Annotated in this window: 22 protein-coding genes; 1 reads left to right on the top strand and 21 read right to left on the bottom strand. The window is 59.7% G+C overall.

Annotation, left to right across the window (positions count from 1 at the left end; genetic code table 11):
• Window positions 1-103: 103 nt before the first annotated feature.
• The 21 genes from ACW9HX_RS23880 to trmJ all read right to left on the bottom strand — a co-directional run bounded on the left by ACW9HX_RS23880 (window position 104) and on the right by trmJ (window position 18888).
• The gene (locus tag ACW9HX_RS23880) at window positions 104-895 is read right to left on the bottom strand and encodes an amidohydrolase (RefSeq protein ID WP_102620820.1); all 792 of its coding nucleotides are present in this window, start codon (window positions 893-895) and stop codon (window positions 104-106) included.
• The gene (locus ACW9HX_RS23875) at window positions 883-2031 is read right to left on the bottom strand and encodes a pyridoxal phosphate-dependent aminotransferase (protein WP_457382486.1); all 1149 of its coding nucleotides are present in this window, start codon (window positions 2029-2031) and stop codon (window positions 883-885) included. Before ACW9HX_RS23875 ends, ACW9HX_RS23880 begins: the two co-directional genes overlap by 13 nt.
• A 154-nt stretch (window positions 2032-2185) precedes the next feature.
• Window positions 2186-3658 (bottom strand): ribosome biogenesis GTPase Der, encoded by a 1473-nt coding sequence (der, locus tag ACW9HX_RS23870; protein WP_457382485.1) that lies wholly within the window; start codon window positions 3656-3658, stop codon window positions 2186-2188.
• Window positions 3659-3799: 141 nt separating this feature from the next.
• Complete coding sequence (gene bamB / locus ACW9HX_RS23865; RefSeq protein WP_096818592.1) at window positions 3800-4951, bottom strand: outer membrane protein assembly factor BamB; 1152 nt, start codon at window positions 4949-4951, stop codon at window positions 3800-3802.
• Window positions 4944-5585: a tetratricopeptide repeat protein gene (locus ACW9HX_RS23860; RefSeq protein WP_457382484.1), complete on the bottom strand. Its 642-nt coding sequence runs from the start codon at window positions 5583-5585 to the stop codon at window positions 4944-4946. The genes bamB and ACW9HX_RS23860 overlap by 8 nt, the downstream gene beginning before the upstream one ends.
• Window positions 5586-5626: 41 nt before the next feature.
• Window positions 5627-6916 carry a histidine--tRNA ligase gene (hisS, locus tag ACW9HX_RS23855; protein WP_192558927.1) on the bottom strand — a complete coding sequence of 430 codons (1290 nt, stop codon included), beginning with the start codon at window positions 6914-6916 and terminating at the stop codon, window positions 5627-5629.
• Between the two features lie 22 nt (window positions 6917-6938).
• Window positions 6939-8048 carry a flavodoxin-dependent (E)-4-hydroxy-3-methylbut-2-enyl-diphosphate synthase gene (gene ispG, locus ACW9HX_RS23850; RefSeq protein ID WP_457382483.1) on the bottom strand — a complete coding sequence of 370 codons (1110 nt, stop codon included), beginning with the start codon at window positions 8046-8048 and terminating at the stop codon, window positions 6939-6941.
• Window positions 8049-8051: 3 nt separating this feature from the next.
• Window positions 8052-9101: a RodZ domain-containing protein gene (locus ACW9HX_RS23845; protein ID WP_457382482.1), complete on the bottom strand. Its 1050-nt coding sequence runs from the start codon at window positions 9099-9101 to the stop codon at window positions 8052-8054.
• Window positions 9101-9859: a type IV pilus biogenesis/stability protein PilW gene (gene pilW / locus ACW9HX_RS23840; protein ID WP_457382481.1), complete on the bottom strand. Its 759-nt coding sequence runs from the start codon at window positions 9857-9859 to the stop codon at window positions 9101-9103. Before pilW ends, ACW9HX_RS23845 begins: the two co-directional genes overlap by 1 nt.
• A gap of 12 nt (window positions 9860-9871) precedes the next feature.
• Window positions 9872-11020, bottom strand: coding sequence for a 23S rRNA (adenine(2503)-C(2))-methyltransferase RlmN (rlmN, locus tag ACW9HX_RS23835; protein ID WP_096818602.1), 1149 nt, complete (start codon window positions 11018-11020; stop codon window positions 9872-9874).
• A 29-nt stretch (window positions 11021-11049) separates the two neighbouring features.
• Entirely contained in the window at window positions 11050-11475 is a 426-nt protein-coding gene (gene ndk / locus ACW9HX_RS23830) for a nucleoside-diphosphate kinase (RefSeq protein WP_007916882.1), read from the bottom strand.
• 88 nt (window positions 11476-11563) lie between these two features.
• Window positions 11564-11764, bottom strand: a complete 201-nt coding sequence (gene iscX / locus ACW9HX_RS23825; protein WP_027619659.1) for a Fe-S cluster assembly protein IscX — start codon at window positions 11762-11764, stop codon at window positions 11564-11566.
• Window positions 11765-11778: 14 nt separating this feature from the next.
• Window positions 11779-12120 carry an ISC system 2Fe-2S type ferredoxin gene (gene fdx, locus ACW9HX_RS23820; RefSeq protein WP_003227897.1) on the bottom strand — a complete coding sequence of 114 codons (342 nt, stop codon included), beginning with the start codon at window positions 12118-12120 and terminating at the stop codon, window positions 11779-11781.
• Window positions 12120-13985 (bottom strand): Fe-S protein assembly chaperone HscA, encoded by a 1866-nt coding sequence (gene hscA, locus ACW9HX_RS23815; RefSeq protein WP_457382480.1) that lies wholly within the window; start codon window positions 13983-13985, stop codon window positions 12120-12122. Before hscA ends, fdx begins: the two co-directional genes overlap by 1 nt.
• Window positions 13986-14036: 51 nt before the next feature.
• Window positions 14037-14558 carry a co-chaperone HscB gene (hscB, locus tag ACW9HX_RS23810; RefSeq protein ID WP_457382498.1) on the bottom strand — a complete coding sequence of 174 codons (522 nt, stop codon included), beginning with the start codon at window positions 14556-14558 and terminating at the stop codon, window positions 14037-14039.
• A gap of 8 nt (window positions 14559-14566) precedes the next feature.
• Entirely contained in the window at window positions 14567-14890 is a 324-nt protein-coding gene (iscA, locus tag ACW9HX_RS23805; protein ID WP_003227904.1) for an iron-sulfur cluster assembly protein IscA, read from the bottom strand.
• 34 nt (window positions 14891-14924) lie between these two features.
• Window positions 14925-15311, bottom strand: coding sequence for a Fe-S cluster assembly scaffold IscU (iscU, locus tag ACW9HX_RS23800; protein WP_003227907.1), 387 nt, complete (start codon window positions 15309-15311; stop codon window positions 14925-14927).
• Window positions 15312-15412: 101 nt separating this feature from the next.
• Entirely contained in the window at window positions 15413-16627 is a 1215-nt protein-coding gene (locus ACW9HX_RS23795) for an IscS subfamily cysteine desulfurase (protein ID WP_007956689.1), read from the bottom strand.
• A gap of 50 nt (window positions 16628-16677) precedes the next feature.
• Window positions 16678-17169 carry a Fe-S cluster assembly transcriptional regulator IscR gene (gene iscR / locus ACW9HX_RS23790; protein WP_007956690.1) on the bottom strand — a complete coding sequence of 164 codons (492 nt, stop codon included), beginning with the start codon at window positions 17167-17169 and terminating at the stop codon, window positions 16678-16680.
• 169 nt (window positions 17170-17338) lie between these two features.
• Window positions 17339-18115 (bottom strand): serine O-acetyltransferase, encoded by a 777-nt coding sequence (cysE, locus tag ACW9HX_RS23785; protein ID WP_085699842.1) that lies wholly within the window; start codon window positions 18113-18115, stop codon window positions 17339-17341.
• Between the two features lie 2 nt (window positions 18116-18117).
• Entirely contained in the window at window positions 18118-18888 is a 771-nt protein-coding gene (gene trmJ / locus ACW9HX_RS23780; RefSeq protein WP_457382479.1) for a tRNA (cytosine(32)/uridine(32)-2'-O)-methyltransferase TrmJ, read from the bottom strand.
• Between the two features lie 145 nt (window positions 18889-19033).
• Between trmJ and suhB the strand changes: the two genes are divergently transcribed.
• Window positions 19034-19852 (top strand): type III secretion system regulator SuhB, encoded by an 819-nt coding sequence (gene suhB, locus ACW9HX_RS23775; RefSeq protein WP_085709393.1) that lies wholly within the window; start codon window positions 19034-19036, stop codon window positions 19850-19852.
• Window positions 19853-20019: the final 167 nt, after the last annotated feature.

The following is a 20019-nucleotide window of genomic DNA, read 5'->3' as shown; positions in this document are numbered from 1 at the left end:
GCCCGCTCCCACAGGTTTTTTGGGTGTAAATGACATTGAGTACACACCGGTCACTGCGGGAGCGGGCTTGCCCGCGATGGGGTCCGCACTGACAACATAAAACTCAGGTGAACTCGAACGTGTCCGCATCCAGATTCGCCGGGAACCGCTCGCGGTAAGCCGCCAGCGAAGCCGCTTCCAGCACCACCTTGAACACACCGTCCGCCTCCCCCGCCGCCAGCAAGGTTTCGCCCTGGAAATCCAGCACCTGACTGTCGCCGGTGTAGGCAAAGCCCTTGCCGTCGGTACCGACTCGATTGACTGCCGCTACATAACAAAGGTTTTCAATGGCCCGGGCCGGCAACAGCCGGTTCCAGTGCTGACGCCGTGCACCCGGCCAGTTGGCGGTGTACAGCAGCAGATCGGTGTCTTGCGCATCGCGACTCCACACCGGAAAGCGCAAGTCGTAACAGATCAGCGGACGCACTCGCCAGCCCTTGAGTTCGAACTGCACCTGGCGTTCGCCGGGGGTGTAGTGATTGTGCTCGCCGGCCATGCGGAACAGATGGCGTTTGTCGTAATGCAGTACTTCGCCGTCCGGTCGAGCCCACAGCAAGCGGTTGCGATGGCTGCCGTCGGCAGCCTGGATGATCACGCTGCCAGTGACCACGGCATCCAGTTTCGCCGCCTGGGCCCGAAGCCATTTGCTGGTCGGGCCGTTTTCGGCTTCGGCCAGGGTTTCGGACTCCATGGAGAATCCGGTGGTGAACATTTCCGGCAGGATAATCAGATCCGCACCCCGCGCCTGCTCCAGCAAAGCGTCGAAATGCTCAAGGTTGGCCTGACGATCATGCCAGGCCAGACTGGTCTGGATCAGCGCCAGATTGAGATCGGGTAATGCACTCAGATCACGCATAGTTTTGCCGCCGCTTCCCGCAGCGTCTCCTCGCGTTTGGCGAAGCACAGGCGCACCAGGCGCTGGCCTTCGGGTGGATTCTGGTAGAACACCGACACCGGGATACTGGCCACGCCATGCTCGCGGGTCATCCACATCGCCATCTCGACATCGTTCAGGTCGGGACGGATCTGCGAGTAGTCGACCAGTTGGAAATAAGTGCCGGCGACTCGGGTGAAACTGAATCGCGAAGGCTCCAGCAAATCGCAGAACAGATCACGCTTGGCCTGATAGAAGCCCGGCAGCTCTTCAACGTGTTCCGGATGCTCGGCCATGTAATCGGCCAAGGCATACTGCAGCGGTGTCACACCACAGAAGCTCACATATTGGTGCACTTTACGCAGTTCGGCCGTCATGGCCGGAGGCGCCACGACGTAGCCGGTTTTCCAGCCGGTGACGTGATAGGTCTTGCCGAACGAGCTGACCACGAACGCACGCTGATACAGCTCTTCATGGGCCAGCACGCTGACGTGCGGCACACCGTCGAACACCAGGTGTTCATAGACTTCATCGCTGATCACGTAGATGTCGCGATCACGGATCAAAGCCGCCAACTGGTCGAGCTCGGCGCGACTGATCAGCGCACCGCTCGGGTTATGCGGGGTGTTGAGGATGATCATCCGCGTGCGCGGGCTCAAAGCTGCACTGAGCTTGTCGAAGTCGATGGAAAAATCATTCAGGCCCAACTGCACATGCACGCAACGCCCACCGGCCAGTTCCACCGACGGCTCGTAGCTATCGTAGGCCGGGTCGAACACGATGACTTCATCGCCGCTGTGGATAACCGCCTGGATCGCACAGAAGATCGCCTGGGTCGCGCCGGGGGTCACGGTCACTTCAGTGTCGGCATCCACGTTGGCGCCATAGCTGCGAGCGATTTTGGCCGCGATCTGCTGACGCAACGCCGGCAGGCCGGTCATTGGCGAGTACTGGTTATGGCCGCTTGCGATGTGCCGACCGACCGCATCGCGCAACGACTGCGGGCCGTCGAAATCGGGAAAACCCTGGGACAAGTTGATGGCTCCGGTCTGCGCCGCGAGCTGAGACATCTGCGTGAAAATAGTGATGCCGACATTCGGCAGCTTGCTGGTAATCATCGGGGTTCCCTGCTCTGCCCCGGCACTGACGACGGCGCGGGAGAGCCCGAGGATAGCCCATCCGGCGCCCATAAAAAAAGGGCGCCAAACGGCGCCCCTTCTCTCTCGATGATCGTTCCTGTGCTGTGCATGGAAACGATCAACGGGCAGCGACCTACTTCTTGTCGCGGCGCTTCTTGCTGGCCTTCTTGTTGTGCGACATCAAACGACGCTTCTTGTTGACCTGGCGGTCGGTCAGCGTGTTCTTGTTGCCTTCGTACGGGTTCTCGCCACCCTTGAACTCGATACGGATCGGCGTACCGACCAGTTTGAGCACACGGCGGTAAGTGTTTTCCAGATAGCGCACGTAAGACTTCGGCACTTTCTCGATCTGGTTACCGTGGATCACGATGATCGGCGGGTTCGCACCACCCAGGTGAGCGTAACGCAGCTTGATCCGGCGGCTGTTGACCATCGGCGGCTGGTGCTCGCTGACCGCATCTTCGAGGATCTGGGTCAGGCGGCTGGTCGGCCAGCGGGTAACCGCGGACTTGAACGAGTTCTGCACCGAAGCGTAGAGGTTACCCACGCCGGTACCGTGCAGTGCCGAGATGAAGTGGATGTCGGCGAACTCGACGAAGAACAGGCGACGCTGCAGCTCGATCTTCACGAAGTCGCGCTCGCTTGGCGTCATGCCGTCCCACTTGTTGATCGCGATCACCAGCGCACGACCTGCTTCAAGGGCAAAGCCCAGCAGGTTGAGGTCGTGATCGACCACGCCTTCGCGGGCGTCCATCACGAAGATCACCACGTTGGCGTCTTTGATCGCCTGCAGGGTTTTGACCACGGAGAACTTTTCGACTTCTTCGTGGATCTTGCCGCGCTTGCGCACACCGGCGGTGTCGATCAGGGTGTACTTCTCGTCGTTACGCTCGAACGGGATGTAGATACTGTCGCGGGTGGTGCCGGGTTGGTCATAGACGATAACCCGGTCTTCACCGAGCATGCGGTTGACCAGCGTCGACTTGCCGACGTTCGGGCGGCCGATGATGGCGATCTTGATCCCGTCTTTTTCGCTCGGGCCAGGAATGCGCTTGGCTTCCTCGCCTTCGGCAACGATCTCTTCCTCTTCGCCTTCGGCAGGCTCATCGTCATCGCGCGGGAAATCGCTGAGGGCAGTTTCCAGCAGTTGAGTGATGCCACGACCGTGGGCGCCGGCGATCGGGATCGCGTGGCCCATGCCCAGCGGGGCAAATTCGGCGCGGGCCATTTCCGGATCGATATTGTCGACCTTGTTGGCCACTACGTGGGAGCGCTTGTTACGTTTGCGCAAGTGTTCGGCGATCATCTGGTCGGCGGCGGTGAAACCGGCCTTGGCATCTACCAGGAACAGAACAACATCCGCTTCTTCAATGGCCAGCAGCGACTGCTCGGCCATTTTTTCGTCCATACCATGCTCGTCACCGGAGATACCGCCGGTGTCGATCAGAATGTAGGAACGCCCTTGCCACTTGGCCTCACCGTACTGGCGATCACGGGTCAGACCGGACAAGTCGCCGACGATGGCGTCGCGAGTCCTGGTCAGGCGGTTGAACAAGGTGGACTTGCCGACGTTCGGTCGGCCCACCAGGGCGATTACGGGAACCATGCGGCTCTCCACTTCGTTATTTCAGAAAATACAAAAGCCGCTGCGAGGCAGCGGCTGGTGCTCGGGGCAACACCCGTGGGTGCTGCAAACCCTGCAGAAGCAAGGCCGCCTGGGGAATTAACCCCAAGCATAGTCAAACCATTACTTGATGGTCAGGGCTTCCAGTTTGCCGCTGTTGCCATACACATAAATCGTGTCACCCACCACCAGCGGACGGGCACGCAGGCCGTCGCTGTCGATGCGCTCGCGGCCGACGAAACGACCGTCCACCTGACTCAGCAGATGCAGGTAACCTTCCAGGTCACCGACTGCAACGTAGCTGGAGAACACTTCCGGTGCCGACAGTTGACGACGGGCCAGCGAATCGTTGGTCCACAGTGCAGTGGTCGAACGCTCGTCGACGCCTTCAACGGTGCCCGAAGACAGGCTCACGTAGACGTTGCCGAAACCCTGGGCGATACCGGCGTAGCTCGAAGCATCGCGCTGCCACAGTTGACGACCGCTTTCCAGGTCCAGTGCCGCAACGCGACCCTGATAGCTGGCAACGTACAGCGTACCGCCGGACAGCAGCAGACCGCCGTCGATGTCGACAACACGCTCCAGTTCCGAACGACCTTGCGGAATCGCGATCCGTTGTTCCCAGACCGGCACGCCGTTGGAAATGTCCAGAGCGATCACTTTACCGGTCGACAGGCCAGCCACCGCGAGGCGGTTGGTCACGAGCGGTGCGCTGGTGCCGCGCAGAGTCAACACGGCTGGCGTGCTGTCATACACCCAACGCTGTTGACCGGTGGAGGCATCCAGACCGATCAGGCGATCGTCCTGGGTCTGCACGACCACGATGTCACCGTTGTTGGCAGGTGGCGCCAGCACTTCACTGGTCACGCGAGCGCGCCATTTCTCTTCACCGTTGATGGTGTCGAGTGCAATGACTTCGCCTCGCAGGGTGCCGACCAGAACCAGGCCGTAACCTACGCCAACGGCGCCGGAGACAGGCAGGTCAAGTTCCTTTTTCCACTTCACGTCGCCGTTGCTGCGATCCATGGCCATGACGATGCCAGTGACGTCGGCCGCATAGATGGTGTCACCATCGATCGCCGGCACCAGCATGTTGTAGGTTTCGCCCTGACCGTCACCGATCGAGCGGCTCCACTGCTTGTGCAGAACCACTTCTTCCTTGAAATCGGTCAGTTCGGCCGGTGGCAGTTCTTTTTTGCTGTTGCTGCTGCAACCCGCGGCCAGAAGGGCCAGAGCCAGCAATGCTGCATGCTTCCAACGGATCACGTCACGCATCCCCTTTGGCCAGGTCGTCCAGCTTGATTTGAAGGCCACCGACCGCCGCTTCATCCGACAGTGCCGCCTTGGCTTTTTGATACGCCGTGTTCGCTTCATCAGTGCGGCCCAGCTGTACCAGCAGGTCGCCCTTGAGTTCTTCGCGAGTGGCCAGGAACGACTTGTCGGCATCGCCTTCAAGCAGTTTCAAAGCCTCATCAGCCTTGTTCTGTGCACCCAGCACCTGCGCCAGACGCTGACGGGCGATTTCGCCCAGTGCTGCGTTGGCCGGCTTGGCAACGATGGCTTTCAGTTCGGTCGCCGCGTCGTCCAGCTTGCCGCTGTCGACCGCTACCTTGGCCACGAACAGGCTGCCGTACTGCGCGTAGGCAGTCCCGCCGAATTCGCTGTTGAGCTTGCCGGCCAGATCCGCAACGCGTGCGGCGTCAGGCTTGCCGTCCGGGGTCAGCGTGGTTTCCAGCAATTGCTGATAGAGCACCGAGGCGCCTTGCGACTGGTTGCTCTGATACTTGTGAAAAGCCTGCCAGCCGAACACGATGACCAGCGCCAACAGGCCGCCAGTGACCAGAGGTTTGCCGTTGCGTGTCCACCAGTCCTTCAAATCCGCCAACTGTTCGTCTTCGGTACTCGACACCCCAATACTCCTTAATCGCTAAATCGGCTGTTTAGACAGCTTCAACCCTGCACGACGCAGGTGGCCAGGTGTGCAGCGAGCGCATCCCAGGCAATGCTTTGTTGTTCGCCCTGGCCACGCAGGGGTTTGAAACCTACCACTTGCTGGGCCATTTCGTCGTCACCGAGGATCAGTGCGTACAGCGCACCGCTCTTGTCGGCTTTCTTGAACTGGCTCTTGAAGCTGCCGGCGCCGGCATTGACTTGCAGGCGCAGGTTGGGCAGTTGGTCGCGTACACGCTCGGCCAGGGCCAGACCGGCCAGCTCCGCTTCTTCACCGAAGGCGCAGAGGTAGACGTCGACCTGACGGGAGATTTCTTCCGGAATCTGCTCCAGGGTTTCCAGCAGCAACACCAGACGCTCGATACCCATGGCGAAACCGACGCCTGGGGTCGGCTTGCCGCCCATCTGCTCGACCAGACCGTCATAACGGCCGCCCGCGCACACGGTACCCTGGGCGCCGAGCTTGTCGGTGACCCATTCGAATACGGTTTTGCTGTAGTAGTCGAGGCCGCGTACCAGTTTCGGGTTGAGCACGTAAGGAATGCCAACGGCATCCAGACGGGCCTTCAGGCCTTCAAAGTGGGCACGGGATTCGTCATCCAGGTAATCGGCCATTTTCGGCGCATCGACCAGCACGGCCTGGGTGTCGGCATTTTTGGTGTCGAGCACGCGCAGCGGGTTGGTCTTCAGGCGACGCTGGCTGTCTTCGTCCAGTTTGTCGTGGTGCGCCGAGAGGTACTCGACCAGCGCTTCACGATAACGGCCGCGGGACTCGCTGGTGCCGAGACTGTTGAGCTCAAGCTTGACCGCATCGCGGATACCCAGCTCGCCCCACAGGCGCCAGGTCAGCACGATCAGTTCGGCGTCGATGTCCGGACCGTCGAGGTTGAACACTTCCAGACCGATCTGGTGGAACTGGCGATAACGGCCTTTCTGCGGACGCTCGTGACGGAACATCGGGCCGATGTACCAGAGTTTCTGCACCTGGCCACCGCCGGTGATGCCGTGCTCGAGCACGGCACGCACGCACGCTGCCGTGCCTTCCGGACGCAGGGTCAGGGAGTCGCCGTTGCGGTCGTCGAAGGTGTACATCTCTTTTTCGACGATGTCGGTCACTTCACCGATGGAGCGCTTGAACAGCTCGGTGAACTCAACGATCGGCATACGGATCTGCTTGTAACCGTAGTTATCCAGCAAACGCGAAACAGTGCCTTCGAAGTAGCGCCATACCGGCGTCTGTTCCGGCAGGATGTCGTTCATGCCACGAATGGCTTGCAGAGACTTGCTCACAGAAATTCCTTAATTCGTTCGATCAGCCGCGCGCGATAACCGCTGCGTCGGCTTCGACCTTCTCGGCCGCTTTCTCGCGGATCAGCTTTTCCAGCTCGTCCACCAGATTGTCATTCGTCAGCTTATGCGACGGCTTGCCGTCGATGTAAATCAGGTTTGGCGAGCCGCCGGTCAAACCGATATGGGCTTCCTTGGCTTCACCCGGGCCATTGACCACGCAACCGATCACCGCGACATCCAGCGGCACCAGCAGGTCTTCGAGGCGCCCCTCCAGCTCGTTCATGGTCTTGACCACATCGAAGTTCTGCCGCGAGCAGCTCGGGCAGGCGATGAAGTTGATGCCACGGGAACGCAGATGCAAAGACTTGAGAATGTCGTAACCGACCTTCACTTCCTCGACCGGGTCGGCCGCCAGCGAGATGCGGATAGTATCGCCAATCCCCTCGGCGAGCAGCATACCTAGGCCCACGGCGGATTTCACTGTACCGGAGCGCAATCCACCAGCTTCGGTGATGCCCAGATGCAGCGGCTGAACGATTTCCTTGGCCAGCAGGCGATAGGCTTCGACGGCCATGAACACATCAGATGCCTTCACGCTGACTTTGTAGTCCTGGAAATTCAGGCGCTCAAGGTGCTCGACATGACGCAATGCCGACTCGACCAGCGCAGCCGGAGTCGGCTCGCCGTATTTCTTTTGCAGGTCTTTTTCCAGCGAACCGGCGTTGACGCCGATGCGGATCGGAATCCCGCGATCACGGGCGGCATCGACCACGGCGCGTACGCGATCCGGGCTACCGATGTTGCCCGGGTTGATGCGCAGGCAGTCCACACCCAGTTCGGCCACACGCAAAGCGATCTTGTAGTCGAAATGGATGTCGGCAACCAACGGCACCTTGACCAGTTGCTTGATCTTGCCGAATGCCTCGGCGGCGTCCATGTCCGGCACCGAAACCCGCACGATGTCGACACCGGCAGCTTCAAGGCGATTGATCTGGGCGACTGTGGCAGCGACGTCGTTGGTATCGCTGTTGGTCATGCTCTGCACAGCGATAGGCGCATCGCCGCCGACAGGCACGTTACCGACCCAGATCTTGCGTGATTCGCGACGTTTGATTGGAGATTCGCCGTGCATGACTTATTGACCCAACTTCAGGCGAGCAGTCTCGCCACTGGTGAACGGAGCGATATCGACCGGCTGGCCGTTGTAGCTGACTTGCGCGGCACGGGCAACGCCCAGACGAACAGCCAGCGGTGGCTTGCCGGCCACGGAAACGCTGTCGCCCTTGTGCTTGAGACCGCTGAACAACACTTTGCCACTGCCGTCAGTGACCTGAGCCCAGCAATCGGCAGTGAACTGCAATTGAACCTGGCCCTGGCCGGCAACCGGTGCTGCCGGGACAACTGGCGCAGGCGCTGCAGCAGAGACGATCGGAGCAACCGGAGCCGTGACGACAGGCGCTGGCGTAGCCGGAGCGTTCGGTGCAGGCGCGACAGGAGCAGTCACCACCGGAGCCGGCGTGTGAGCCGGAACAGCAGCGGTTACGGCTGGAGCAGGCGTCACTGGAGCAGTTGTCGGAGCGGCAGCCTCGGCACCGGTCGACTCGGCAGCGGTTTCAGCCTGTGGCAGCGCCAGGGCGGTTGCGCCCTCGGTCTCGCCTTCCGCAACGGCCTGGTCTTCCGGCTCGTCAAGCGGGTGAATCTGAGTGGTGCCGTCAGCGCCTTCAACTTCGACGTGCTCGGGCGCCAGCGTGGTCAAGTCCTTGGTCCGCAGCGAGGTCTGATCCTGCCACCAGACGAAACCGCCGCCGATGACCGCAATCAGCAACAACAGGCTGACGATCCGCAAAATGGTGTGGGAAACCCGGACCGGCTCTTCAATCCGGCCCAGGGCGTGGACGTTGCTGCCCTGGGAGTCGGTGCCGGTGGACTGGTCGAACTGCTGGACCAGGACCGCCTGATCCATGCCGAGCAATTTGGCATAGGCGCGAATGTAACCGCGAGCGAAGGTATGCCCCGGCAGTTTGTCGAACGCACCGGCTTCGAGGTTGGTCAGGGAAGTCACGGTGAGGTTGAGCTTGAGGGCCACTTCGGCCAGCGACCAGCCATTGCTTTCGCGGGCCTGGCGCAAGGTCTCACCGGGGTTAACGCGAGTCGCTGCTACAACTTCGGGATGCGCCGCTTTCATCATTGCTCCGACAGGTATTGCTGATATTCCGGCGTACCGGGATAGAGTCGTTTTAATTGCAGGCCCGCACTGGCGGCCTTGTCGCGATCTTCAAACACTTTTGCCAACCGAACCGCGAGCAACAGACTACGTGCATTTTGCTCGGACAGCTGGCTGAAACGGTCGTAATAGTCACGCGCGGGCACATAATGCCTGTCTTCGAATGACAACTCAGCCATTTCCAGCAATGCCCGTGGTTGCTGACGGTTCAAACGCAATGCTTTTTCCAGTTGCTGCTGGGCCAGATCACGCTGACCAAGCTTGGATGCCGTCATGCCGAGGTTCTCGAACACACGCGAACGCTCAGGATACAGGGTATCGGCGGCGGCCTGTTCAAAACGCTCGTAGGCTTCCTTGTAACGCTGTTCTTCGTAGAGAAAACTGCCGTAATTATTGAGGATGCGGGCATCGGCGGGACGGGAGGACAGCGCCTTGCGAAAGTGCTCATCCGCCAGTGCAGGTTCCATCTCGGACTGGAACACCAGCCCAAGGGCTGCGTTGGCGTCGGGATCCGAACTGTCCAGCTCGAGGGCCTTCTTCAACGGCACCTTGGCCCGCTCGGTCATGCCCTGCTGCAAGTATCCCAGCCCCAACTGCACGTAGGCAGCCCGCGCTTCATCGCGACCCTTGCTGGTCTTCATCGGGTTGTAATCGCCCGACAGGACACAGCCAGCACACAGGCTGGCCAACAGCAACAGCAGCGCAAAGCGCAGGGACATAGAGATCCTCTCTTAGTTAGTGTTCGCGGCGTTCTGTGCCAGATCGCTGTCGGCGCTCAATTCGCGCACGGCGATGTAACGTTCGCTGCGACGGGTGCGATCCAGCACCTGCCCTACCAATTGACCGCAAGCCGCGTCGATGTCTTCACCACGGGTGGTGCGCACGGTCACGTTATAGCCTGCCTGGTGAAGCTGATCCTGGAACCGGCGGATGGCGTTGTTGCTCGGCCGCTCGTACCCGGAGTGCGGGAACGGGTTGAACGGAATCAGGTTGATCTTGCAGGGAATATCCTTGAGCAGCTCGATCATTTCCACAGCGTGCTCAAGCTTGTCGTTGACGTCCTTGAGCAAGGTGTACTCGATGGTCAGCACGCGCTTCTCGCCCAGTTCGGACATGTAGCGCTGGCACGACTCGAGCAGCATCTTAAGCGGATATTTCTTGTTGATCGGCACCAATTGGTTACGCAATGCGTCATTCGGTGCGTGCAAGGACAACGCCAGGGATACGTCGATGTGCTTGGCCAGCTCATCGATCATCGGCACCACACCCGACGTGGACAGGGTCACGCGGCGCTTGGAGATCCCGTAGCCCAGATCATCCATCATCAGATGCATGGCGGCCACGACGTTGTCGAAGTTCAGCAGCGGTTCGCCCATGCCCATCATCACCACGTTGGTGATGGCGCGGTCGATGGTAGCCGGAACACTGCCGAAGGATTTGTTGGCAATCCACACCTGACCGATGACTTCGGCGGCGGTGAGGTTGCTGTTGAAGCCTTGCTTGCCGGTGGAGCAGAAACTGCAGTCCAGGGCACAGCCTGCCTGGGACGAAACGCACAGAGTGCCGCGCTTGCCCTGGGGAATGTAAACGGTCTCGACACAGCTGCCGGACGCCACGCGCACCACCCACTTACGGGTACCGTCGCTGGAGATGTCCTCGCTGACCACTTCGGGACCACGGACCTCAGCAATAGCCTTGAGCTTGTCGCGCAAGGCCTTGCTGACGTTCGTCATGGCGTCGAAATCATCCACGCCAAAGTGGTGAATCCATTTCATTACCTGACCGGCACGGAAACGCTTCTCCCCGATTGAGTCGAAGAATTTTTCCATTTCCGGCTGGGTCAGACCCAGCAGGTTGGTTTTAACAGTCGATGTAGTCATGGATTCACCTTCACTCTTTAAGCCAATGCTTAGCGAGTGGTTACTTCAGTAGCTGCGAAGAAGTACGAGATTTCACGAGCAGCAGCGGCTTCGGAGTCCGAACCGTGTACAGCGTTGGCGTCGATGGAATCAGCGAAGTCAGCACGGATGGTGCCGGCAGCAGCTTCTTTAGGGTTGGTAGCGCCCATCAGCTCACGGTTCAGAGCGATAGCGTTTTCGCCTTCCAGAACCTGAACAACAACAGGACCGGAGATCATGAAGGCAACCAGGTCGCCGAAGAAACCACGAGCGCTGTGCTCAGCGTAGAAGCCTTCAGCTTCGGCTTTGGACAGTTGCTTCAGTTTCGAAGCTACAACGCGCAGGCCTGCTTTTTCGAAACGAGTGGTGATCTCGCCGATGACGTTTTTTGCAACAGCGTCAGGCTTGATGATGGAGAAAGTACGTTGAACAGCCATGGTGTAACTCCAGAAACAGTAATTTGCGAAAAATTAAACCCGCGAATTATACGCGGGTTCTTGGGTATTGCCTAACCTGCAAGGACGATCAGTCTACTTCTTCGATCCAGAGAGCCTGGACCGCTTCCAACACCTTCTCGCCGACACGGCCAGAGGTATTGTCGAAATCAGGCAGTTCCATGATCCATCGCTGCAGGTCGACGAAATTGACAGAGAGCGGATCGACATCCGGCTTGGCTTCGGCCAGCTCTTCTGCAATACGTTGAACATCATTCCAACCGTAGCTCATGACAGTCTTACCAGTCAGTGCGGCGCTTCGGCCGCATGGTTAAGCGAATATTTCGGGATTTCGACAGTGATGTCTTCTTCACCTACGATAGCCTGACAGGCCAGACGCGACTGCGCCTCCAGACCCCATGCACGATCAAGGAAATCTTCCTCCAACTCGTCAGCTTCTTCCAGCGAGTCGAAACCCTCGCGAATGATGCAGTGACAAGTGGTGCAAGCGCAGACGCCGCCGCAGGCGCTTTCCATCTCGATATGGTGCTCATGAGCCAGATCAAGAATCGAAGTGCCGGGCTCAGCCTCGACAACCATGCCTTCAGGGCAGAACTTCTCGTGTGGCAGAAAAATGACCTGCGGCATCAGATATCCTCGATTTCATTCAGGTTGCGCCCGGACAGAGCGGCTTTCACCGTCTGATCCATACGACGGGCAGCAAAAGCATCGGTCACTTGCGACAGACGCTTGGTCTGCTGCTCGATGGCGTAACCATCAGTACCTTTCATCAGTTCGGCCAGTTCCTGCACCTGCAGATCGATGACCATGCGCTCTTCGGCATCAAGCAAACGCTCGCCATCTGCCTCCAGAGCCCCCTGCACCGCTTCGATCAGGCGCTGGGCATCAACTTGCTGCTCGCGCAGAACGCGGGCGACCTTGTCGTCATTGGCGTGCTGGAACGAATCCTTGAGCATCTTGGCGATTTCGCCGTCGGTCAAACCATAAGACGGCTTGACCTGAATGCTGGCTTCAACGCCTGAACCCAATTCGCGGGCGGAAACGCTGAGCAGACCGTCGGCATCGACCTGGAAGGTCACACGAATCTTCGCCGCACCCGCCACCATCGCCGGAATGCCGCGCAATTCGAAGCGAGCCAGGGAACGGCAGTCGCTGATCAGCTCGCGCTCGCCCTGCAATACGTGGATCGCCATGGCCGACTGGCCGTCTTTATAAGTGGTGAAGTCTTGAGCTCGGGCAACCGGGATGGTGGTGTTGCGCGGAATCACCTTCTCCATCAGACCGCCCATGGTTTCCAGCCCCAAGGACAGCGGAATCACGTCGAGCAGCAGCAATTCGCCGCCATCGCGCTTGTTACCTGCCAGTGTATCCGCCTGGATCGCAGCCCCGATGGCCACCACTTGATCCGGGTCGATTTCGGTCAGCGGCTGACGGCCGAAGGCTTCGGCGACAGCTTCGCGCACACGCGGAACACGGGTCGAACCACCGACCATGACCACAGCATGCACGTCCTCCAGCTCAACGCCGGAATCGCGAACGGCGCGACGGCAAGCTTTCAGGCTGCGAGCGACCATTGGCTCGATCAGCGCATCGAAGGCTTCGCGGGTCAACTGTGCTTTCCAGTCGCCGTAGGCAACCTCAACAGTGTCGGCATCCGTCAGGGCTTCTTTGGCCGCGCAAGCGGTTTGCAGCAAGCTGCGTTGCGCGCCCGGATCGAGATCAGCGGACAAACCGGCGCTCTCGATGATCCAGCCGGCAATCGCGTGATCGAAGTCATCGCCGCCCAGCGCGCTATCGCCACCAGTAGCCAGGACTTCGAAGACGCCGCCGGTCAGACGCAGAATCGAAATATCGAACGTGCCACCGCCCAGGTCGTAAATGGCGACCAGACCCTCGGCATGCTGATCCAGACCATAAGCCACCGCAGCTGCGGTCGGCTCGTTGAGCAGGCGCAACACGTTCAGACCAGCGAGTTTCGCCGCGTCCTTGGTAGCCTGACGCTGAGCATCGTCGAAATACGCCGGAACGGTGATCACCGCGCCAACCAGCTCACCGCCAAGGGTAGCTTCAGCACGCTGGCGCAATACTTTCAGGATATCGGCGGAAACTTCGACCGGGCTTTTCGGGCCCTGCACGGTGTCGATGAACGGCATGTGCGATTCGCCGCCGACAAAGCGGTACGGCAGCTGATCACCCAATTGCTTGACGTCGGACAGACCACGCCCCATCAGGCGCTTGACCGACAGCACGGTATTCAAGGGATCGGAGGACGCGGCCAGCTTGGCCGACTCGCCGACTTCGACGCGATCGGCGTGATAGCGCACGGCGGAAGGCAGGATGACCCGCCCATCGGCGTCGGCCAGAGGCTCGGAAAGACCACTGCGCAACGCAGCGACCAGCGAATTGGTAGTGCCCAAGTCGATCCCCACAGCCAGACGACGCTGGTGCGGTTGAGGACTTTGGCCGGGTTCGGCGATCTGCAGTAGGGCCATCGTGATCAGGACTTATCTGTATATCAGGCGTGCGACCGGAGCGGCACTGGGTTAATCGTCGAGGCGCTCTTCTAACTGGCGCACTTCGTAGGTGAGCTTGTCGAGGAACTGCATGCGCCGCATCAGGCGTTCAGCCTGCTCGCGCTGCGCTGCATCATCCCAACAGGCTGCGAAGCTTTCGTTCAGCTCATCCTGGGCGGTTTTCAGGCGGCGCTTGAAAGCCGCGACACCGTCCAGATCGGCACTGTCCTGCAAATCTTCGAGCTCTTCGCGCCATTGCATCTGCTGCAGAAGAAACTCGGGATCATGGACCGTGACTTCCATCGGCACTTCATGCCCGCTGATCGTCAGCAGGTAGCGCGCACGCTGGGCCGGGCTCTTGAGCGTCTGATAAGCATCGTTGAGTCGCGCAGACTGCTCGAGCGCAGACCGCTGCTCGCGCTCGGAAGCGTCGGCGAAGCGATCAGGATGAACGCCGCGCGCCAACTCACGATAGCGCGTGGCCAACTGCTCGAGATCCAGACGAAAGCCGGGCTGCAGCTCGAATAAAGCGAAATGACAAGGAATTCCCACGACAAGCCTCAGATGTTGAAGCTTTCGCCGCAGCCACATTCACCGCGCACGTTGGGGTTGTTGAACTTGAAGCCTTCGTTCAACCCTTCCTTGACGAAATCGAGCTCGGTGCCGTCGAGGTAAGCCAGGCTTTTCGGGTCGATAATCACTTTTTCGCCGTGACTTTCGAACACCTGATCTTCTGCAACCACCTCGTCGACAAACTCCAGCACGTAGGCAAGGCCGGAACAGCCCGTGGTGCGAACACCCAGACGAATCCCTTCACCCTTGCCGCGCCCGTCGAGGGAGCGCCGCACGTGTCGAGCAGCCGCTTCTGTCATGCTGATAGCCATCGTTGACTCCTTACTCGTCGCCAAATCTTGAAAGTCAGATCAAGCCTTTCTTCTGCTTATAATCGCGAACGGCCGCCTTGATGGCGTCTTCAGCGAGCACCGAGCAGTGGATTTTCACTGGCGGCAGGGCCAGTTCTTCGGCCAGTTGGGTGTTCTTGATGGTTTCAGCTTCGTCCAGAGTCTTGCCCTTCATCCACTCGGTGGCGAGGGAGCTGGAGGCGATAGCCGAACCGCAGCCGTAGGTCTTGAACTTGGCGTCTTCGATAACACCCTGATCGTTAACCTTGATTTGCAGACGCATCACGTCGCCGCACGCCGGGGCGCCGACCATGCCAGTGCCGACGTCCGGGTCTTCGGCATTCATCTTGCCGACGTTACGCGGGTTTTCGTAGTGGTCGATGACCTTTTCGCTGTAAGCCATGATTCTCAATCCTCACTCATCAGGGCCGCTCTTGAGACCCTGCAACTGCGCTGCGTAAACCGCCGCGTCGCTACAGGATCTGTATCCGGCGGCTTCTATATTTAGTGTGCCGCCCACTCGATCTTCGAGATATCGACGCCGTCTTTGTACATGTCCCACAGCGGCGAAAGAGCACGCAGCTTGGTAACGGCCTCGCAGACTTTCTGCGCGGCGTAATCGATTTCTTCTTCGGTGGTGAAGCGGCCGAAGGTGAAGCGGATCGAACTGTGCGCCAGTTCGTCGTTGCGGCCCAGGGCGCGCAATACGTACGAAGGCTCGAGCGACGCCGAGGTGCAAGCCGAACCGGACGATACCGCCAGATCCTTGAGCGCCATGATCAGCGACTCGCCTTCGACGTAGTTGAAGCTCAGGTTCAGGTTGTGCGGAACGCGGGCAGTCAGGCTGCCGTTGACGTACAGCTCTTCCAGATGCTCGACCTGCTTGTAGAAGCGGTCGCTCAACGCCTTGATGCGGACGTTTTCGGCAGCCATGTCTTCCTTGGCCACACGGAACGCTTCGCCCATGCCGACGATCTGGTGAGTCGCCAGGGTGCCGGAACGCATGCCGCGCTCGTGACCGCCGCCGTGCATGGTCGCTTCGATGCGCACACGCGGCTTGCGGCTGACGTACAGCGCGCCGATGCCTTTAGGGCCGTAGGTCTTGTGAGCGGAGAACGACATCATGTCGACTTTCAGCTTCTGCAGGTCGATTTCGACCTTGCCGGTGGACTGAGCGGCGTCGACGTGGAACAGGATGCCCTTCGAACGAAGCAGCTCGCCGATGGCGGCGATGTCGTTGACGGTACCGATTTCGTTGTTCACGTGCATCACCGACACCAGGATGGTGTCTTCGCGCAACGCGGCTTCGATCATTGCCGGCGTGATCAGACCGTCTTCGGTCGGATCGAGGTAGGTCACTTCGAAACCTTCGCGCTCCAGTTGGCGCATGGTGTCAAGGACAGCCTTGTGCTCGATCTTGGAGGTGATCAGGTGCTTGCCCTTGGAGGCGTAGAAATGTGCCGCGCCCTTGATTGCCAGGTTATCGGACTCAGTGGCACCGGAGGTCCAGACGATTTCACGCGGGTCGGCATTGACCAGATCGGCCACCTGACGACGGGCGTTTTCGACGGACTCTTCGGCCTTCCAGCCGAACACGTGGGAACGGGACGCCGGGTTACCGAAGTTTCCGTCGACCAGCAGGCATTCACTCATTTTTTGCGCAACGCGCGGATCGACCGGGGTGGTCGCAGAGTAATCAAGGTAAATCGGCAATTTCATGGACTATCTCCTAAATCAGGCTGGCTGGCGTGCCGCTAGCTCTCTGGCTGTCATTCGACGGCGGACGCTTCAATCTTGTCCAGGCGCGGCGCCTTGCCATTGCAACGACGCTGATCCTGACGCTGGGCCACTTCCTGCACCTCACGGCGAGTTACGAGGTCGGCCAAGCTGATACCGCTGAGAAATTCGTGAATCTGCAGGCTCAGGTCGCACCACAGGTGATGGGTCAGGCAGGTGTCACCGGAGTGGCAGTCGCCCTGGCCCTGGCATTTTGTTGCATCGACCGATTCGTTCACCGCATCGATCACCTGCGCGACCTGGATGCCCTGCATGTCGCGGGACAACTGGTAGCCACCGCCCGGACCGCGAACACTGGAGACCAGGTTACTGCGGCGCAGCTTGGCGAAAAGCTGTTCGAGATAGGACAGGGAGATGCCTTGGCGCTCGGAGATATCGGCCAGGGACACGGGCCCGTGCTGCGCGTGCAACGCCAGGTCAAGCATGGCGGTCACGGCGTATCGGCCTTTTGTAGTCAGTCGCATGGACAATTACCACGGAGTTCGGAATGGGCGGGAGTATGCAATTCCCGAGCATTTAAGTCAACTATAAGACCTAGTGCTTTAGTCGGGTTTACCCGCAAAAGAGCGCGCGAATGATAGCAGGGTCTGCGGCTTAATGGCACACCGGTCAGCAGCAGCCCCTGCGGGGGCATCAATGGAGCTTGGATTCGTCCTTGCCCTTGACGCAGGCGAAGTCTTCTTCACGCAGTTCTGGCAGATCTTTCGCACAATAATTGCTGCCCAGATCCTTCAGCGCACCGCACATCCCTTCCAGTCGGCCATCGACTGCCTGCAAGTGATCGAGCAATTGACCAATGGCGCGCGCCACCGGGTCCGGCATGTCTTCGCTCACGCCATAAGCATCGAAACCGATCTTCTCGGCCATCGCCTTGCGCTTGGCGTCGACCTCATCATCGGACTTGACGATGATCCGGCCCGGGATGCCCACCACCGTGGCACCAGGCGGTACTTCCTTGGTCACCACAGCGTTGGAGCCGACCTTGGCACCGGCACCAACCGTGAACGGGCCAAGGACCTTCGCGCCCGCCCCGACTACTACACCATCACCCAGTGTCGGGTGACGCTTGCCCTTGTTCCAGCTGGTGCCGCCAAGGGTTACGCCCTGATAAATCGTGACGTCATCGCCGATTTCAGCGGTTTCACCAATGACGATGCCCATGCCATGGTCGATGAAGAAGCGTCGACCGACCTTGGCGCCCGGATGAATCTCGATACCGGTCAACCAGCGACCGAAATTCGATACCAGCCGCGCCAGCCATTTCAGATCGTTGCGCCAGAGCATGCCAGCCAGTCGATGAATCCAGATTGCATGCATGCCGGGGTAGCAGGTCAGGACTTCAAAAGCGTTACGCGCCGCCGGGTCTCGGTGGAATACGCTCTGGATATCTTCACGCAAACGCTCGAACATCATTAATCCTTCCGCTTAAGGAGCTCGCCACGGGCCGCTTTCTGGGTTTCCGTGAGGATGCCACGCAAAATATTCATTTCCGCCCGGCTGACCGAGCTGCGTCCGTACAACCGGCGCAGGCGCGCCATCAAGTGTCGCGGTTTGTCCGGATCGAGAAATTCGATGGCCACCAGGGTCTGTTCAAGGTGCTCATAGAACCGCTCCAGCTCATCCATCGTCGCCAGTTCGGCGCTTTTCACGGAGGCCACTTCTTCCTTCTCGATCTTGGTCGGCTGACCTTGTGCCGCCAGCCAGGCCATGCGCACTTCATAACTCAACACCTGGACCGCCGCCCCGAGATTCAGCGAGCTGAACTCAGGATCGGAGGGGATGTGCACGTGATAGTGACATCGCTGCAGCTCGTCGTTGGTCAGGCCGGAATCTTCACGACCGAACACCAGCGCGATTTCCGCGCCCTGCCCGGCTTCCTCGACCACTTTGGTCCCGCACTCGCGCGGGTCCAGCAACGGCCAGGGAATGCGCCGGTCACGGGCACTGGTGCCGAGCACCAGATTGCAGCCGACCAAGGCGTCTTCCAAGGTGGCGACGACTTGCGCGTTTTCAAGGATGTCTCCGGCCCCCGAAGCACGTGCATCGGCTTCGTGATGCGGAAAGACTCGCGGATCGACCAGCACCAGCCGCGACAGGCCCATGTTTTTCATGGCGCGCGCGGTCCCGCCGATATTTCCCGGGTGGCTGGTGTTGACCAGGACGACACGAATATTTTGCAGCACGGCGGGCGCTCTCGGACTCGGGAAAGGGGTGCAAATCTTACAGAACAGCCTACCGTTAAGCTATGAAAGCGAACAGCGACCTTCACCTGAAGAAAAGTTCTGATAGAATGCGCGGCTTTCTTTAACAACCTTAGGTGACACATCCATGCAGCCCATGCTGAATATCGCGCTGCGCGCCGCCCGCAGCGCCAGTGAACTGATCTTCCGCTCCATCGAGCGCCTGGATACCATCAAGGTCGACGAAAAAGACGCCAAGGATTATGTATCCGAGGTGGATCGTGCCGCCGAACAGAAAATCATCGACGCCCTGCGCAAGGCTTACCCGAATCACTCGATCATGGGTGAAGAGACCGGCATGCACGCCGGTAGCGGTATCGAAGGCGAAGAATACCTGTGGATCATCGACCCACTGGACGGCACCACCAACTTCCTGCGCGGCATTCCTCACTTCGCTGTCAGCATTGCCTGCAAATACCGTGGTCGCCTGGAACACGCCGTTGTTCTGGATCCGGTTCGCCAGGAAGAATTCACCGCCAGCCGTGGTCGCGGCGCTCAATTGAATGGTCGTCGCCTGCGTGTCAGCGGTCGCACCAGTCTGGACGGCGCTCTGCTCGGTACCGGCTTCCCGTTCCGTGACGACCAGATGGACAACCTCGACAACTACCTGGGCATGTTCCGCGCCCTGGTTGGCCAGACTGCCGGCATCCGTCGCGCGGGCTCGGCGAGCCTGGACCTGGCTTACGTTGCTGCCGGTCGTTTCGACGCGTTCTGGGAGTCGGGTCTGTCCGAGTGGGACATGGCCGCTGGCGCTCTGCTGATTCAGGAAGCAGGTGGCTTGGTGAGCGACTTCACCGGTGGTCACGACTTCCTTGAAAAAGGCCACGTCGTTGCCGGTAACACCAAGTGCTTCAAGGCAGTTCTGACGGCGATCCAGCCGCACCTGCCGGCTTCGCTGAAACGCTAAGCTTTTCGCGAAACCCAAAAAAGCACCCTTCGGGGTGTTTTTTTATGCCTCTAATTCGATGCCCTCTGCTTTTCTCGCCCAAATCGCAGACACAAAAAAGCACCCCGATGGGTAATGCCAGTCAGTTAAGCTGACTGGCATTTTTATTTTTGATCGGATACTTCGGG

It is taken from the genome of Pseudomonas sp. SDO52101_S400 (assembly GCF_054071635.1).
This window is presented reverse-complemented; position numbering and strand designations above follow the sequence as displayed.

Excerpts from the sequence above, each read along its gene's own strand:
- ACW9HX_RS23880 (WP_102620820.1), bottom strand. The coding sequence starts at position 895 with ATGCGTGATCTGAGTGCATTACCCGATCTCAATCTGGCGCTGATCCAG.
- pilW (WP_457382481.1), bottom strand. The coding sequence starts at position 9,859 with ATGTCCCTGCGCTTTGCGCTGCTGTTGCTGTTGGCCAGCCTGTGTGCT.
- cysE (WP_085699842.1), bottom strand. The coding sequence starts at position 18,115 with ATGTTCGAGCGTTTGCGTGAAGATATCCAGAGCGTATTCCACCGAGAC.
- ACW9HX_RS23795 (WP_007956689.1), bottom strand. The coding sequence starts at position 16,627 with ATGAAATTGCCGATTTACCTTGATTACTCTGCGACCACCCCGGTCGAT.
- ACW9HX_RS23875 (WP_457382486.1), bottom strand. The coding sequence starts at position 2,031 with ATGATTACCAGCAAGCTGCCGAATGTCGGCATCACTATTTTCACGCAG.
- ACW9HX_RS23845 (WP_457382482.1), bottom strand. The coding sequence starts at position 9,101 with ATGAAAGCGGCGCATCCCGAAGTTGTAGCAGCGACTCGCGTTAACCCC.
- fdx (WP_003227897.1), bottom strand. The coding sequence starts at position 12,120 with ATGCCGCAGGTCATTTTTCTGCCACACGAGAAGTTCTGCCCTGAAGGC.
- iscU (WP_003227907.1), bottom strand. The coding sequence starts at position 15,311 with ATGGCTTACAGCGAAAAGGTCATCGACCACTACGAAAACCCGCGTAAC.
- iscR (WP_007956690.1), bottom strand. The coding sequence starts at position 17,169 with ATGCGACTGACTACAAAAGGCCGATACGCCGTGACCGCCATGCTTGAC.
- iscA (WP_003227904.1), bottom strand. The coding sequence starts at position 14,890 with ATGGCTATCAGCATGACAGAAGCGGCTGCTCGACACGTGCGGCGCTCC.
- der (WP_457382485.1), bottom strand. The coding sequence starts at position 3,658 with ATGGTTCCCGTAATCGCCCTGGTGGGCCGACCGAACGTCGGCAAGTCC.
- suhB (WP_085709393.1), top strand. The coding sequence starts at position 19,034 with ATGCAGCCCATGCTGAATATCGCGCTGCGCGCCGCCCGCAGCGCCAGT.
- bamB (WP_096818592.1), bottom strand. The coding sequence starts at position 4,951 with ATGCGTGACGTGATCCGTTGGAAGCATGCAGCATTGCTGGCTCTGGCC.
- ispG (WP_457382483.1), bottom strand. The coding sequence starts at position 8,048 with ATGCACGGCGAATCTCCAATCAAACGTCGCGAATCACGCAAGATCTGG.
- iscX (WP_027619659.1), bottom strand. The coding sequence starts at position 11,764 with ATGAGCTACGGTTGGAATGATGTTCAACGTATTGCAGAAGAGCTGGCC.
- rlmN (WP_096818602.1), bottom strand. The coding sequence starts at position 11,020 with ATGACTACATCGACTGTTAAAACCAACCTGCTGGGTCTGACCCAGCCG.
- ndk (WP_007916882.1), bottom strand. The coding sequence starts at position 11,475 with ATGGCTGTTCAACGTACTTTCTCCATCATCAAGCCTGACGCTGTTGCA.
- hscA (WP_457382480.1), bottom strand. The coding sequence starts at position 13,985 with ATGGCCCTACTGCAGATCGCCGAACCCGGCCAAAGTCCTCAACCGCAC.